The organism is Flavobacterium sp. Flavsp81, assembly GCF_059491325.1.
In genome coordinates this window covers 2649949-2666791 of the sequence record NZ_CP168505.1, presented here as the reverse complement: position 1 = coordinate 2666791, position 16843 = coordinate 2649949, and the positions used below count along the sequence as shown (strand labels likewise).

Sequence of the window (16843 nt, the reverse complement as noted above, 5' to 3'; positions counted from 1 at the left end):
ATTTAAAAACTATAATGTTCTAATTAAGATGGAGGCTAAAACATTCCACCGCCACCTTTATTAGTATTATCTTCTCTTTGTTTACGCTGCAGGTTTTTGATTTTTGCCCCTCCAAAATTATAGGTTAAACCTAAATATACGGTTTGACTTTCCCATTTAAATTGCCCTGATTGCGGATAAGGGTAGTTGGTATCAAAAGCAAATTTCATAGTATTGAAAACATCATTAAAACGTACACTTATATTCATTTTGTTGTCTAATAAAGAATAACGTGAGCCCATGTCCATTTTGTACATTTCTTTTCTTTCCTGCTGTATATCTTCAACAGAACTTCTGTAAAATCCGAATAATAAAAAGCTTAAACGTTTTGTAGCTTTAAAGTTAGAATTCATACGGCCGTTGAATGCTGCAACTGTAACGGTTCTCTCCTTTGCGATGTATTTTGGGTTTTGTGTTTCATCATACAAAAACACAACTCCCTGCTGGTTAATACTTGAAAAGTCGACAGATGGCTGAATATCCCACCATTTGGTGATTTTGTAATTTAAGGAAACTTCAAAACCATAAGCAGTATTATGATCGTAATTGATAAAAGACAAAATTTGTTTGTTCCCACTTGGATCTGATATATCCGGGCGTAAAGTTCTGCTAATCTGGTCATTGATACTTCTGACAAAAATACCTGTAGTAAAACTGCCTTTTTCTAAGGTTTTAGTGTAATTCAATTCAACAGAATTAGTAAACTGAGGTCTTAGTTCCTGATTTCCAAATGAAGTAACCAATGGAGTAGAAAACTCACGAATAGGTTTTGTCTGTTCTAAACTTGGGCGGTCTACACGACGGCTGTAGCTAAGTTGCAAAGTGTTTTTTTCATTTAAATTATAAGTTAAATAAGCTGATGGATATAAGGTAATATAATCATCATCGAATTTGGTTTTGCCGTTATTTAAATTAGCAGCTACTTTATAACTCTCAAAACGGGCTCCTACCTGATAACTTAATTTGGTGAATTTTTGACCAAAAGTTACATAAGCAGAATAAATATCGGTATCATAAGTATAATTAGAAATTCTGTCAGTAGCCGCAACTAAAGGATTACTTGTTGTATAGTCATTATCTGATCTCGTTATTCTGGCTTCTGCACCGGCTTCAAGAGTGGTTTTTTCGTTTAAAGGATTTACATAATCAACATTAAAAGTGCCTAGTTTTCTTTCGTCATTTATAAAATCGTTATAAACAATGCTGTTGGAAGTATTGTCAGTTTTTGTAGTCTCAGTGTCAAAACCGGCATTCTGAGTTTCTTCAGTGACACTATAATTTCCTTCAAAATCTAAAGTATGACCTTCTTTTTTAAAGATATGCTTATAGGCCAAATTGTAAGTTCCGGTTTTGTTAGGTCCCTGATATCTTGCTTTTTGATATATATTACTAATTCCTTCAGATGAATTAAGGTAATCAATGTTAGTTTTGAATAATCCAAGCCCCGTTGCTTTATTTTGAGTTGTGTAAAAAGACAAAGTATTGTGGTCATCAATTAAATAATCCATTCCAACTTTGTACAAATATGAATCATCTTCATTCGAAATGTCTAAATTCTGAGTAATACTTTTATCAGATTTTGTGATAAATCCGTCGTTAAAATGCGTTCCAAAATTATTACCTGCATTTCCAAAGAAGTTTACTTTTCCGGTTTTGTAATTCAAATCCAGAGACTGATTGTATTTTGCAGTTTGCCCGAAGGTAATTCCGCCACTATAAGTTCCGTTAAAGCCGGTATTGGCATTTTTGTGTAAAACAATATTGATGATCCCTGACATTCCTTCAGGATTGTATTTCGCACTAGGATTGGTAATCAATTCGATCTTTTTGATTGACGTTGAGGGAATTTGCTTTAGCAATTGAGCCGGATCCAGGTTTGTTGGTCTTCCGTCAATCAATACACGTACATTCTCGTTTCCGCGAAGCGAAAGTTTTCCATCCTGATCAACATTTACAGACGGAATATTATTCATGATATCTGATGCTGAAGCTCCCGCCGTAGTCAAATCTTTCCCGACAGTAATTACTTTGCGGTCAATCTTTTGTTCTATTGTTGAACGTTCATTTACGATGTTTACACCTTTAAGCTGTGTTGCCTCTTCTTCAAGTGCTACTTTTAAAGTCGCTTCTTTTTTATTTTCACTTAAAATTACAGATCCGATATATTTTCTGAATCCAATGTATTGAATTTCGATTGTATAACTTTTCAAAGCTAAATTTTTAATGATAAATTCTCCTTTATCATCTGTATTGACTCCTGAAATTACTTTTCCGTTGTCTTTGATTGAAACTGTTACGTATGAAAGAGGTGCATTGTTTGATTTTTCGGTAATTTTTCCCGAGACTGTCCCCGGATTCTGGGCTTGAGCTGTTGCAATTACTCCCAGTAATGCGAACAGAAAGAATTTTAATTTCATAATTTGGTTAAAAAGATTATTTTGATTGATCGATGATAGTTTTTTCTTCAAATGAATTCAAAACTCCTATTAAGACTATTTTATCCCCGATATGTTACAGGAAAATTGAAATAAAATCTTATTTATTTTCAGACATGCTGTTTTATAATAGTTTAGCCTATTGGTTTTTTGAAAAAACAGAAAATAAATGCGATTACTATTTTGATAAATCCAAATCATTTTGTTGTATTTAATATGTTTTTCGTTTTCTCTAATTGATGAATAAGCAGTATCTTTGCTCACTTTAAAATAAGTTTACATGTCATTATCACAAATTCTTACTCCTTCTATACAAAAAACAATACAATCATTATTTGACGTTACAGTTGATAAAATCGAATTTCAATCTACCAGAAAAGAGTTTGAAGGCGATATTACAATGGTTATTTTTCCTTTATTGAAAGTAATTAAAAGCAACCCTGCCGAATTAGGAAATAAAATTGGAGATTATCTGGTTGAAAATGTTGCCGAAGTAGCTCGTTTTAATGTAGTGTCTGGCTTTTTGAATATTGTAATTGCGGATAGTTATTATTTGGATTTCTTTAATGAAATAAAAAACAATACAAAATTTGGTTATGTAACCCCGAATCCGCAGGATAAAGCGGTCATGGTTGAATATTCTTCGCCAAATACCAATAAACCTTTACATTTAGGTCACGTTCGTAATAATTTATTAGGCTATTCTGTTGCGGAAATTATTAAGGCTTCGGGTAAAAAAGTATACAAGACCCAAATCATCAATGATCGTGGAATTCACATCTGCAAATCTATGCTTGCCTGGGAGAAATTTGGGAATGGAGAAACTCCGGAAAGCTCAAATTTAAAAGGAGATAAATTAGTTGGCAAATATTATGTTGAATTTGATAAAGCTTACAAAGCTCAAATTTCTCAATTGACAGAATCCGGTAAAACCGAAGATGAAGCTAAGAAACAAGCTCCAATCATTATTGAAGCACAGGAAATGTTAAAGAAATGGGAAGCTGGTGATGAAAAAGTAATTACGCTTTGGAAGATGATGAACCAATGGGTTTATGATGGTTTTGAAACTACTTATACAAACCTTGGAGTTAATTTTGATAAATATTACTACGAAAGCGACACTTATTTATTAGGGAAAGATGTTGTTCAGGTTGGACTTGACAGAGGAGTTTTCGAAAAAGATCCTGATGGTTCAGTTTGGATTGATTTAACCGATGAAGGTCTGGATCGTAAAATTGTACTTCGTTCAGACGGAACTGCAGTTTATATGACACAAGATATCGGGACAGCAATTCAGCGTGTAAAAGATATGCCGGATGTTGGCGGAATGGTTTATACTGTTGGCAACGAGCAGGATTATCACTTTAAAGTTTTGTTTTTAATCCTTAAAAAATTAGGATTTGACTGGGCTTCAAACCTATATCATTTATCATACGGAATGGTTGATTTGCCATCCGGTAAAATGAAAAGCCGTGAAGGAACTGTTGTAGATGCAGATGATTTAATGCAGGATATGACAGATACGGCAAAACAAATCTCAGAAGATCTGGGTAAACTGGATAGTTATTCAGCAGATGAAAAAGCAAAATTATATAAAACAATAGGCCTGGGTGCCCTCAAATATTACATTTTAAAAGTAGATCCTAAAAAACGTATTTTATTTAATCCGGAAGAATCTGTTGATTTTGCAGGAAATACAGGTCCGTTTATACAATACACATACGCGAGAATCCAATCGATTATCCGCAAAGCAGATTTTGATTACAATGTCACACTGAGCGGAGTCGAAGTGCTTCACGAAAAAGAAAAAGAGTTGGTTAAACAAATCGAACTTTTTCCGGAAGTGATTCAAAATGCGGCTCAAAATCATAGTCCGGCGTTGATTGCTAATTATACCTATGATCTGGTAAAAGAATACAATTCATTCTATCAGTCGGTACATATTTTGGGTGAAATTGATTTGACCAAGAAGATTTTCAGAGTCCAGCTTTCTCAAAAAGTTGCCGAAGTTATAAAATCTGCATTTACCTTATTAGGAATTGAAGTTCCGGAGAGAATGTAAAAGTTAAAATATTCTAAAAACAACAAAAGCCGATAGTCCTAAAACTATCGGCTTTTTTAGAATTAAATGATTTCTGTACTAATTGTAAAGTCAAAAAACAACAAGATGGTTCATAAAAAAACGAAAAAATTGTAATACTTTATTTATATATTTGCTCCGTTAAAAATAATTAGCGATTTATAAATTTAAATAATAATCATGGGTAAAATTAAAAAGCAAAGAAAAATATTTATTGTAAAATTTTTAGCTTTAGTGCTTTTCTTAACTTTATATGGATGTAGTAGTGAAATTGACAAACTTGAAAATCCAGATCAGGAAAAGGAAAATCTCATATTACTTCATAAAAATTATGATTATTTAAAATCAAATAGTTCCCTTTTTAATAAGCTGACAAACCTGGATACTCAAGAATCAACTTTAAAAAGTAAAAATATTCAAACCGAAGATTTCAAGATTTTTACAGATAAGGTTACTTATACCAAAAGACAAGATAATTTAAAAGAATCTTACACATTTTATATCGAGAAGTACAATTATGCTTCAAATAAAACAATAGACAATCTAATTTTAGCCCGGAATTTAGGTGATGAAGAGTTCAAAGCTTATATTATTAGCTATTATTTTCCTGACGGAATAGCAAGCGAGCATAATAATTTTACCGTTACTGGATTTAAGGAAATCAATAGTGAAACTTTTTCTCTTACCACTAAGACCTCAAAATCAAGCTGTGTTTATTATTATTATGATGTAGTAGAAATACCTCATAAATGCTATAGCGGGAATCATTCAGGAGCTTCCGAAGCAGATAATTGCGATGGCAATGGCTCCTTGCCTTACTCTACTTATCATGTTGTTGCCTATCTTTCGGACGCATGCGGTGAAGGAACTGGTGGAGGAAATCCCGGCAGTGGTGGTAGTGGTGGTCCGGGCGGAGGAGGTGGTGGTTCAGGAAGCGGTGGTGGTGGTCCTGTTGATACTGGTATTTCATTACCTCCACCCTGTCAGTCTGAAGATTGCGACGTGCCAATTCTTGCTAATGAAATAAATGATTTGTTAGGAAGTACCCTTGATTATGAGCAGTTAGAGTTTTTGTTCAATAATAACAATATTGCAGAGAAAGTTAAGAATTTTTTAAAACAAAATAACTCTTTGGATAATAAGAAACTTGCCCTGAAAATGATTAATGCCGCCATAATTGAAAAGAAAATTGATGATACGGAACTTGATGCATGCACAAAGGCAGTTTTAGAGAAACTAAAAAACTTAACACAAAATGATATTGCAAGTATCTTTGAGAAGTTTGGAGTCCCGGTTAATGGAACATATACCTTAAAAATAGTAATAGGGACTCCAGATAAACCAAATGCACTTGCAGATACAAGACAGGTCAGTAAAAATAATTATCTTATAACAATAAGGGAAACATATCTAAAAGGTACAGATAACAATCTAAGACCTCCTACAGATTTAGCAATAGCTGCAATAGTTATACATGAGATAATTCATGCCCATTTCTTTGCATTGTTTGATGATTTTCATAATAATGGCAATATTTGTGCATACGACAATTATGATTGTTTATTTATGAAATATGCTTCTAATAATTTTGAAGGAACTACAGATCCTCAACATTCACAAATGTTTGAGAATTATTTAGATGTAATGGCAAATGGTTTACAAGAGTTTCAGACTGGAATCCCAGTTTCAAATACAGGAAAAGCAGACCTTTTTTATCACGATTTAGTATTGTCGACCTTAGGAGATACACAAATTTTTAAAGATCGCTATCCTTTAGATTACAATTCCCCAACTTATGAAGAAAGAAGAAGAATAACCAATAATCGTACAGCAGAAGAAAAAAACATAACCATTGATGATGCAGAAAATGGAAAATATATACCCAAAGGCAAACCCTGTACTAATTAAATTATTAAGATGAAAAATTATATTTACTGTTTATTTAGTTTGTTATTTATTTCCTGTGCTTCCCGAAGCATAGAAAATCAGGTTATAAACGATTTTATAAAAGAGCAAGCGGAGTTGAGAAATTACTATAATATAGTTGTAGAAGAGGCACCATCACGCATACTTCCTTTAGATTATTATGAAAAAGCGTATGAAGACAGAAATATTCGTTTAGGCGATAAAATAAGAATAATGCCTAATGGGTATCCTCCTTACATCTGGCCTATAGATATTTTAGAAATCAAAGCTTTAAAAGAAAAATACAAAAATGACACAATTGCCTATTATTGGAAAAAAAAGGATTTTATCAGGAAAAATTTTGCTGGTAAGGATTTCAAACTTTTAAAAACTAATGAACGTATTGTTCCAAATACTCCGGATTTCAGAAAATATGCTGCAGGTTATGGTTTAATAATTTCAAAACCAATAGTGAGCAATAATAAATATGCCTTGTTTTATTATTCTCCCTATGTTATTGGTGGTCATACTGGTGAGGGGCCTAAAGCCATTTTGATGGAGAAGGTAGATGGGAAATGGAAAACAATAAAAACCTATTCAGATCCTAACATTATCAACTGAACTATTTTAAATTTTATATAAAAAGCCGATAGTCCTAAAACTATCGGCTTTTTTGCAACTAACTAACACAACATTTTTATTTTACGAACTTGTCAATAATCGCATCCGTTTCTGCTTTTGAAGCATCAGGTTTCAAATCAAACAAAAGCGTGTATAATGCCTTTTTGTCAACTTTGGCTTCAAGGTTTAAGTCTTTATGTCGGTCAAAAAGAGTTTGCCATTTATCACGGACATTTTTCCATAGAGCATTGTTTGCTTTCCACCAGTTTTGGGCAGCAATACATTTTACATTCGGAACTTTGGTATAAACATCCATTCCTTTTTCCTGTGCCAGCAAAACATCTTTTCCGCTGTCATCTCTGATCAGTTTGTCATTATCCTGCTCATGATTCCAACCTGTAGTAGTAATTTCGTGAATGTTTCTCCTTTTTAAAACATTATAATCATCACGTTTGGTATGTTCTCTTCTTGGGAGTGGTGCATCAGTAACATTTGCCCAATAATCTTGTCCGTCAACATGTACCCAGGTTGCAGATCCTTCGTATCTCGGACTGTCATCTACCTGATATACTTTTTGAGTCCATTGCCCTTTTACGGCTTTTTTATCCAGTTTTTGGTATTTCCAGGAAGTGTTTTTGTAAAATGAATATAAATCGGTGTTTTCAAATAACCAATCTTGTCTCCAGTGTTTAATAATCATATCATCACTTACAATCAATAAGTGCTGCATTACGATTTTGTTTGGTGTGTCTTCTACTAATTCTATCCATTCTAAACCAGAGTCATGTTTAGTTTGTGAAGGTTTGTAACTAAGAGAATCTTTAGGATATTGAAAAGTTTCTGTAAAATTAAATTTCACTTCATAACAACCACACATCGATTTTATCGATTTAATATCTTGCTGTTTTTTGTCCTGACTGAAACCAAGACAACAAGTTAAGGCCATAACGGCTGAAAAGTAGAGATTTTTTGTAATCATAACTATTTTTTTGATTTTAAATTTCTTTGGCAAATATATAAACTTTATTTAGAATAAATAAAAATAATTATATATTTGCAATCTTATTAAGACTGAATAAAAATAATGAAAATCAAAATTACACTTTTTACACTGTTTCTTTTTTTTCAAATTTCTTTTGCACAGGAGAAAGATACCATTTCTGTAAATAAACTTACAGAGGTTGTCGTTACAGGTCAGTTGGAACCACAGTCAATTAAAAAATCAGTGTTTAATGTTCGTGTTATATCAAAAGAGGATATTAAACAATTAGCAGCAAATAACCTTTCAGATGTTCTAAACCAATATTTAAATATTACGGTTCAAAATAGTGGAAGCGATGGTCGTTCGACAGTTTCTATGTTTGGATTAGATTCACAATATTTCAAAATTTTAGTAGATAATATACCATTAGTAAGTGATACAGGAATGGGGACCAATGTAGATTTGACACAGGTAAATCTTGATGACGTTGAACGCATCGAGATAATTGAAGGTTCGATGGGAGTAACTCACGGAGCCAATGCTGTTAGTGGAATTTTGAATATTATAACTAAAAAAGGCGGATTACATAAATGGGATATTAGCGCCACAGTTCAGGAAGAAACAGTTGGAAATGAATATTCGATTTCTGATAAAGGGCGTCATATTCAGTCTGCAAAAGTTGGGCATAATTTTAATGAAAACTGGTTTATTAATATTGGTGGGAATCATAATAATTTTGAAGGATTTTATGATGATAAACAAGGTAAAGATTATAGTGTTAATGATGGGTTAAGAGGATATACTTGGCTGCCAAAAGAACAATGGGTTGGCAATGCCATGTTGGGATATCAAAAGAACAGTTTTAAAATTTTTTACAAGTTTGATTATTATGGAGAGAACGTCGACTATTATAGTCCAATATTAGTTCCTCAGGATAATTATCCTTTTCCGGAAACTTATTTTGCGAGGGATAAGCGTTATATAACAAATCGTTTTTACCACCATTTAAATGCTAATGGAAAGTTGTTTTCTAAATTAAATTATAATATTTCAATATCCCATCAAAAGCAGGAAAGAGATGCTGAATTGTTTGATTACCAATTAGAAACAAAGGAAGAATCTGAGAATTACAGATTTACATACCAGTCTAAGGAAGTGCTTTATTCTACAGGAACATTAAGTAATTTTTTTAACAATAAAAAAGTTGATTTTCAATTAGGTTATGAAATTACAAATGAAAATGGCTTTTATAGCGGTGCAGCGGGAACATTTTTAGATAATGTATTGCAGTCTGTAGATGTTAGGAAGAGATTAGAAAATTACGACATTTTTACAGTTGCAGAAATTAGTTTATCAGATAAATTATCCATTCGTCCAGGACTTCGTTATTCGATTCAATCTGTATTTGAGGATCAGTATGCTAGTTCTTTAGGATTAAGATATCTTTTCAAAAAAGGATTAGAGGCTCGGGCTTCACTTGGAAAATCATATCGGACACCAAATTTTGATGAACTCTACACTTATTTTGTTGATTCTAATCATAATGTGCAGGGGAACCCTAATTTAGTTCCGGAAAACAGTACTTCATACGAATTAAGTTTTAAACGAATTTGCAATTTTAAATCGGGAGTACAGATTGCTAATAATGTAGCCTTGACTTTTTTAGATGTTGATGACAGGATTGATATGGTGTTGACGCAAGTCGTTCCTTCAAGATACAAATATATTAATATCAACAAATATAAAATGTGGAATATTTCTACAACAGAACAGTATGCGTACAAAAACTGGAATGTAAAAGTAGGGGCTGCCTTAGTTGGGATTTCACAAAAACTTGATTTGGCTGAGTTGAATATAACTTCAGACGATAAATACTTGTATTCTTTACAATTGAATTCTAGCCTGTCTTATAATATTCCAAAATGGAATGTTTTGTTGGCACTTTATTACAAATACAACGGACAGCAGCAACAGTTTGCGGCAGGAACCGATGAAAACGGTAATGCTAAATTTTATTTAAATGAAATAAAGCCATACAGCTGGATGGATGCTTCCGTTCGAAAATCATTCTTCAATAATCAATTTGAAGTTACTATTGGAGCACGCAATCTGTTTAATATCACAAATGTACAAATTGTACAAGGCAATGCTGGATCAACGGGAGGCGCACATGCTCCAGCAAATAGTGATCTGATGCTCGGATATGGGCGCTCTTATTTTCTTAAACTTACATATAACTTAAACTTTAATTAATATATAAATACCTAAATACTATGAAAAAGAACTTTGTCTTAATTCTTACATTCGTTTTACTTGTTTTTACAGCCTGTAACAGTGACGATAATGAACAGTCAGACGTTGCTGTTGCATTTGCTGAAGCTTCATACAATTTGACAAGTGATGCAACACCAATTCAAATAAAATTCTCTAGACCTGCTTCTGTTGCAGGAACAATAACTATTGAGTATAGTGAAACCGCAGTGGCTTATTCTACTGACTACACTACAACTCCTGCGGCGGCTTCAAAAAAAATAATTTTACCTTTTGCACAGAACGCAACATCGGTTGAGTTTATTTTTAATAAAATTAAAAATGCAGCTGCGACAGAAGTTAAAAACGTTGTTTTTAGTATTACAGGAACTTCTTTTGGTGCTCAGATATTAGGTAACAAATCAATTCAGATTAACTTTAATGAAGCGGCTTCTTTAGGAGGTGTTTTAGCTGCTGAAGTTGGCGGACCTTTAGAGCCAAATCAGGTATATGTTGATTTGAGTAGTGGAAAAATGACTACAATCGTTAGAGATTCTTGGGATTTAGGATTTTATTCCGGGACAGATTTTAGAGTGGTTTTGAACGGTTCTGTAAAAATGGCTGCTAAACAATTGGCCACTACTAATATTGATGAAGTTCAGATTTCTGATGAAACTATGATTATTTCTCAAGGAACAGGAATTGCTTCTCAAGTTGATGATCCAACTGGGGATATTACAAAAACTGCTATTGCGGCTGTTTCTGCTACTGATTCTGAAAATAAAGTATATTTACTTTACTTAGGTAATAAGCCAGCTGCGACAGCGCCAGTTTTAGGAAAAGAAGGAGCTGTTGGAGGAGACACCAGAGGATGGAAAAAAATTAGAGTTTTGAAAAGCGGAAACGATTATAAAGTTCAATATGCTAACATTGATGCAACTACTCACGAAGAAATTATTATTTCTAAAAACAGTGCTTATAATTTTACGTTTTTTAGCTTAACAGATAAAAAAGTAGTAAATGTTGAACCACAAAAAAATCAGTGGGATATTAATTTTACAACTTTTACAAATATTATTCCTTCTGGAGCATCAACTGTACCATATTTTTACCCAGATTTTGTTTCTAATAACTTAAATGGAAATGCAAAAGCATATCAAGTGCTTACTACTGCATTTACCTATGAAGCATTTACCTTAGCAAATGTTGATAACACTAAATTTACAGCTGATCAGAGAAATATCGGATCAAATTGGAGAGGTACTAGTGTTACTGGTGCTGACGGAATTCCAGTTTCTCAATTTGTATTAAAAACAGACCGTTTCTTTGTAATTAAAGATCCGGCAGGAAATGTTTATAAATTGAAATTTACGGGTGGTGCGAAAGCTGATTTAGAAAGAGGTCATCCTACTTTTCAATATGCAATTTTAAAATAATCTAATAAAACATATAGGAATCTTTTACACTTCAAATTTTTGACAGAGTGTTAAATAATTCCGACATGATATTTAGTCACTCATTAGCTTTGTTTTTTTGTTTTTTTTGAAAAGAGGTTAGATTTATCTGGCCTCTTTTTTTATTGTTAAAAAGGATTATAAATTAATGTTTAATCCTATCTTTGCGCAGATTTTTTTATAAAGAATTAATAGGAATTTAAATTAATTTTTTGTGAATTTATTCTTCAAATATATAAGTACTAAGTGAATACAAAATCATATTTTTTTCAGTCTTTTGCAATTGTAGCATTGGCATTCATAGCTTTTATTGGATTTAAACAAGTTTTGCCGAATAAAATTTTCTCGGATACCAAAGTTGATTCCAAGAATGTACTCATCGACAGGCTGCTTTTAGAATCGGTAGCAAAAGATTCCCTGTCTCAAAATGGAGATAGTATTAATGAAGATGAGAAAAATCTCGACAAGGAAAAAATTATTTTCGATGCTTCCGAAGGTATAGAATTTCCATCTGAAACTTTTGAGGATTATAAAGGATATCAATACCTGATTTCTTTTTATGAAAAATTATATCAGCTTGAAAAAAATCCACAAGCAAAAGTTCGTATTGCTTATTATGGAGACTCTATGACTGACGGCGATTTAATCGTACAGGATATCCGAATGAATTATCAGGAACGTTTCGGCGGAAATGGAGTTGGTTTTGTTTCGATAATTTCAGAATCATCTGCATCAAGAGGTTCTGTAAAAACACTGTTTTCAAAAAACTGGAAAACACAATCGTATTTAAATGTAAAAAGACCAATAAGTCCTTTTGGAGTGAACGGACATGTGTTTTTTGCAAACGATAAAGCAAATGCGACATGGGTGCAATATGAAGCTGGACGCAATAAATTTTCGACTGCTTTAGACAATCCAACCTTATTTTACGGGAAATCATCCAAAAAGGGGAATGTGAGTTTTATTATCGGTAAAGATACATTGCGAAAAAATCTTGTTCCGAATAATTTGGTCAACACATTAAAAGTAACTTCAGGAAGTATAAAAGCATTCAAAGCAAATTTTACACAGTCAGATTCAATTCCGATTTACGGTTTTAATTTTGATAACGGAAGCGGAGTTCATGTAGATAACTTTTCACAAAGAGGAAATTCCGGATTGCCAATTTCAATGTTTAATGCCAGTGTAATGCAGGCATTCAATAACAATCTGAAGTATGACCTTATTGTTTTGCATTATGGAACCAATGTTCTTAATTATGGAACCAAAAATTATTCCTGGTATCAAAGAGGGATGACTAAAACAGTAAATAAAATAAAAGAGTCTTTTCCGGGCGTTTCTATTTTGATTGTTTCAACAGCTGATAAATCGACTAAATATGATCTTGAAATGAAAACAGATTCCGCAGTAGTTCCTTTAATGAAAGCTCAAAAAAGATATGCTCTCGAAACCGAATCAGGATTTGTGAATCTGTATACATTAATGGGTGGTGACGGATCTATGGTAAAATGGACAGATGAATCTCCTGTACGGGCTAATAAAGATTATACGCATTTTAACCAGCGTGGAGCAAAGGCAATAGGAAATTTATTATATAGCCAGCTGAATAAAGGTTATGAACAATATAAGGCGTTGCGTGAAAAACGTGATTCAGGTGCATCAAAACCCGTTAGAAAAACTAAAACAGATTCTGTATCTGTCATAAAAGATAGTGTAAATGAATAAACTTATTATTTTCTTTTGCTGTCTTTTATTATCGGTAAACAGCAAAGCGCAAAAGTCAGTCTCACTTTCAACAGTTAAAAACATGATTAGTAAAATCGATACCGCTACGATTGAAATCTACACAGGGAATCATCTTTATAATGCTAAAGTATTAGAAAGTGTTTTTGCTAAATTAAAAGAAAATGAGGTTGGCAATAATCAAAAAATAAATATTGTTCATATTGGTGACTCGCATATTCAGGGAGATTTAATGACCAATGAAATCAGGAAAAAACTGCAGCAAAAGTTTGGGAATGCAGGACGCGGATTTGTTTTTCCTTATCAATTGGCAAAAACAAACGGTTCTTATAATGAACGTTTTTATTCAAACAGAAAATGGGAGGGTTACCGAAACATTTATCCTGTCAAAAAATATCCTGTAGGCGTAAGCGGAATTGGGCTTTGGAGGGATAATGCCGGTTTTGTAATTGAATTGAATATAAAAGATAAAGCCTATAAGTTTAATTCAATTCACATTATTACCCCTCAAAACCAGAAAATGTTTGATTTGGCGATATCATCCAAAATAAATATTATCCAGTCTACAGAGCCAAAAATAATAACGCATAAAATTAAAAAAGGAGAAGCGATTTCTGTTATTGCCAATAAATATAATATTACAGTGGCTGAAATAAAAAGAGCAAATAGTTTAAAGTCAAATAATATTCGTGCAGGAAGAATATTGAGGATTCCAACAAACGAAACAAAGCCGAAAAATATTAAAAGTTCAGAGTTCGTTCCTTTAAATATGGAATCTGATTCTTTTTCTTATTACTATAATTCAGAAAAAGCATTAGAGAAAATTTATTTGATTCCGGATAAAAACGCAACGAAATATGAGCTTAGCGGAATCGTTCTGGAGAAAAATGCTCCGGGAGTAACCTATAGCGGTATAGGCGTAAATGGGGCCAAGTTCTCAGATTATAATAAATACCCATTGTTTTTTGAACAATTAAAAGCGTTACATCCTGATTTATTGATTTTTTCACTCGGAACAAATGAAAGTTACGACAACATGGAAGCTTCTGCTTATATCAGGCAATTACGCGAATTTATTAGTAACCTGAAAGAACAAAACATTGATGCCCCAATAATTGTCATGACGCCGCCGCCATCTTTGCACAGAGGAAGAAAGCCGAATATTTACGTTAAAGAGTATGCAGAACGTATTAATAGTGCTGCAGATAAAAATGATTTTGCAGTCTGGGATTTGTATGATGAATTTGGAGGTTTAAACGGGGTCCGGGAGTTAAGAGCACAAGGATTGATTGGGCCGGATTTTGTTCATTACTCTAAAAAGGGATATGAAAAACAAGGAAAATTGTTTACAGAAGCATTTTTAAAAGCATACGATAATTTTAAATCAAAAAAATAAGTTGATAACAAGTAATAGCATAAATGACTGGTTTGTTCATAATTTTGGAGAAATTACATTAGAGCAGGTTAAAAGTTGGTTCATATATAATCCCGAAGAAAAGTTATTATTCAATACAGGATTGTTTCTTGGGTTGTTCTTGGTTTTCTATTTTGTATACGCTTTTTTACGTAAAACATTTTATTTACGACTAACGTATGTAATTCTGTTTTCGCTTTTCTTTTATTATAAGTCAAGCGGAATATACTTTTTGCTATTATTGCTTTCTTCTGTCGTAGATTATGGCCTGAGCCAGATTATTTACAGGCAAAAGAAAGACAGTGTCAAAAAAATATATCTCGTAATAAGTGTTATCCTAAATTTAGGATTATTAGGTTATTTTAAATACATGAACTTTATGATTGTTACGTACAATGATATGTTCAATGGTAATTTCGAATTGCATAATGTTTTTCTTCCGGTTGGAATTTCGTTCTATACTTTTCAGTCGATGAGTTATATTATTGAAATTTATCGTGAAGAAATTAAACCGACAAAAAACTACATCGAATACTTATTCTTCGTTTCATTTTTCCCACAATTAGTAGCGGGGCCAATTGTACGTGCAAAAGATTTTCTTCCGCAGATTTATCAAAAATTAAACCTTACCAAACAAGATGTAAATAATGCATTGTTCCTTATTATTGGAGGATTAATCAAGAAGACAGTTATTTCAAATTATATATCGATAAACTTCGTAGATCGTGTTTTTGATACCCCGATGACCTATACGTCATTCGAAAACCTAATGGCTTCTTACGGGTATGCCATTCAGATTTATTGTGATTTTTCAGGATATTCAGATATGGCAATAGGAATTGCGCTGTTACTTGGATTTAAATTACCGGTTAACTTTAGAACACCCTATAAATCAACATCAATTACCGATTTCTGGAGAAGATGGCACATTTCGTTATCAACCTGGTTAAAAGACTTTTTATATATTTCTATTGGAGGAAATCGTGAAGGATCTTTTGCAGGGTTTCTTTTCCCAAGCTTATTCTTCTTTGGATTATTGCTTTGGGGAATTACAAATATCAATATCAGTATAATTCCATTAATTATTGCAGGCAGCTCAATTGTTATTTTTGCCCTGACATTTTTGCTTTCAAATAAACGAAATCAAACTACTGTTACGAATTTTAATTTGTTTACAACAATGCTTTTAGGAGGATTGTGGCATGGTGCGGGAGCCCAGTTTATTATTTGGGGAGCGTTGCACGGGTTGGCATTGGCAGTGCATAAAATATTCTTAGAATTTTTCCCATCCAAAAAAGAAGGTAAAAGCTCCATTTTATGGACTTTCTTTTCAATAGTCATAACATTCCATTTTGTGGTTTTTTGCTGGATATTCTTCCGTGCAAGAGATTTTGATACAGCCTTGCAGGTAATCGACAATATTGGTCAGTTAACATTCGAACCCGAGCAATGGAAAGCAATAATCTTAGGCTACAAAAATGTGTTTTTATTAATGCTTTTCGGTTATGTCTGGCATTTTCTGCCTGAAATATTTACAAACGGAATGAAATCTGTTTTTGATAAAACGCCATTATTAATCAAAGCAATAATTTTAGGTTTTGTATACTGGATCGTTTATGCGACAGCTGTTGCAGGTTCTCAGCCATTTATTTATTTCCAGTTCTAAATTCCTTTTTAAGAGTATAAAAAATGTAAGGAGCTGATTCCCGTCATCCGCTGTATCTTTTCCCGGCTAAAGGAGCCGGAAAAAGGATGCCGCTGCTGCCGGGGCTAAAATTCTAAAGCATAAAGACCAATTTGTGACACATCAGAAAAGAAGCGATATGAGTTTTGAGAAGTAAAATTGTAAAGCTGCTTCATCGGCCTTATATGATTCAGAAACGATGGGCGAAGGATTAATGTAATCATAAAGAAAAGATC

At 32.8% G+C, this 16843-nt stretch carries 10 protein-coding genes; 8 read left to right on the top strand and 2 right to left on the bottom strand.

The window, feature by feature from the left end; genetic code table 11:
• Nucleotides 1–35: 35 nt before the first annotated feature.
• Complete coding sequence (locus ACEN92_RS11050) at nt 36–2456, bottom strand: TonB-dependent receptor (protein WP_495638446.1); 2421 nt, start codon at nt 2454–2456, stop codon at nt 36–38.
• Nucleotides 2457–2754: 298 nt separating this feature from the next.
• Between ACEN92_RS11050 and argS the strand changes: the two genes are divergently transcribed.
• From argS to ACEN92_RS11035, 3 genes are all read left to right on the top strand, one after another.
• Nucleotides 2755–4536: an arginine--tRNA ligase gene (gene argS / locus ACEN92_RS11045; RefSeq protein WP_495638445.1), complete on the top strand. Its 1782-nt coding sequence runs from the start codon at nt 2755–2757 to the stop codon at nt 4534–4536.
• A 198-nt stretch (nt 4537–4734) separates the two neighbouring features.
• The gene (locus ACEN92_RS11040) at nt 4735–6462 is read left to right on the top strand and encodes a hypothetical protein (protein WP_495638444.1); all 1728 of its coding nucleotides are present in this window, start codon (nt 4735–4737) and stop codon (nt 6460–6462) included.
• A gap of 9 nt (nt 6463–6471) precedes the next feature.
• The gene (locus ACEN92_RS11035; protein ID WP_495638443.1) at nt 6472–7080 is read left to right on the top strand and encodes a hypothetical protein; all 609 of its coding nucleotides are present in this window, start codon (nt 6472–6474) and stop codon (nt 7078–7080) included.
• Nucleotides 7081–7156: 76 nt separating this feature from the next.
• On the opposite strand, the gene ACEN92_RS11030 is transcribed toward ACEN92_RS11035, so the two are convergent.
• A complete protein-coding gene (locus tag ACEN92_RS11030; RefSeq protein WP_495638442.1) occupies nt 7157–8059 on the bottom strand; it encodes a DUF6607 family protein in 903 nt (300 codons plus the stop codon).
• A 105-nt stretch (nt 8060–8164) separates the two neighbouring features.
• Here ACEN92_RS11030 and ACEN92_RS11025 point away from each other — a divergent pair, with 105 nt between their 5' ends.
• From ACEN92_RS11025 to ACEN92_RS11005, 5 genes are all read left to right on the top strand, one after another.
• On the top strand, nt 8165–10315 hold the full coding sequence (locus ACEN92_RS11025) for a TonB-dependent receptor plug domain-containing protein (RefSeq protein ID WP_495638441.1): 2151 nt from the start codon (nt 8165–8167) through the stop codon (nt 10313–10315).
• Between the two features lie 20 nt (nt 10316–10335).
• Nucleotides 10336–11748: an HmuY family protein gene (locus ACEN92_RS11020; RefSeq protein WP_495638440.1), complete on the top strand. Its 1413-nt coding sequence runs from the start codon at nt 10336–10338 to the stop codon at nt 11746–11748.
• Between the two features lie 264 nt (nt 11749–12012).
• Nucleotides 12013–13491, top strand: coding sequence for an SGNH/GDSL hydrolase family protein (locus ACEN92_RS11015; protein WP_495638439.1), 1479 nt, complete (start codon nt 12013–12015; stop codon nt 13489–13491).
• Nucleotides 13492–13573: 82 nt separating this feature from the next.
• On the top strand, nt 13574–14905 hold the full coding sequence (locus tag ACEN92_RS11010) for a GDSL-type esterase/lipase family protein (protein ID WP_495638438.1): 1332 nt from the start codon (nt 13574–13576) through the stop codon (nt 14903–14905).
• Between the two features lies 1 nt (nt 14906).
• Nucleotides 14907–16589 (top strand): MBOAT family O-acyltransferase, encoded by a 1683-nt coding sequence (locus tag ACEN92_RS11005; RefSeq protein ID WP_495638437.1) that lies wholly within the window; start codon nt 14907–14909, stop codon nt 16587–16589.
• Nucleotides 16590–16843: the final 254 nt, after the last annotated feature.

Excerpts from the sequence above, each read along its gene's own strand:
- ACEN92_RS11050 (WP_495638446.1), bottom strand. The coding sequence starts at position 2,456 with ATGAAATTAAAATTCTTTCTGTTCGCATTACTGGGAGTAATTGCAACA.
- argS (WP_495638445.1), top strand. The coding sequence starts at position 2,755 with ATGTCATTATCACAAATTCTTACTCCTTCTATACAAAAAACAATACAA.
- ACEN92_RS11040 (WP_495638444.1), top strand. The coding sequence starts at position 4,735 with ATGGGTAAAATTAAAAAGCAAAGAAAAATATTTATTGTAAAATTTTTA.
- ACEN92_RS11035 (WP_495638443.1), top strand. The coding sequence starts at position 6,472 with ATGAAAAATTATATTTACTGTTTATTTAGTTTGTTATTTATTTCCTGT.
- ACEN92_RS11030 (WP_495638442.1), bottom strand. The coding sequence starts at position 8,059 with ATGATTACAAAAAATCTCTACTTTTCAGCCGTTATGGCCTTAACTTGT.
- ACEN92_RS11025 (WP_495638441.1), top strand. The coding sequence starts at position 8,165 with ATGAAAATCAAAATTACACTTTTTACACTGTTTCTTTTTTTTCAAATT.
- ACEN92_RS11020 (WP_495638440.1), top strand. The coding sequence starts at position 10,336 with ATGAAAAAGAACTTTGTCTTAATTCTTACATTCGTTTTACTTGTTTTT.
- ACEN92_RS11010 (WP_495638438.1), top strand. The coding sequence starts at position 13,574 with ATGATTAGTAAAATCGATACCGCTACGATTGAAATCTACACAGGGAAT.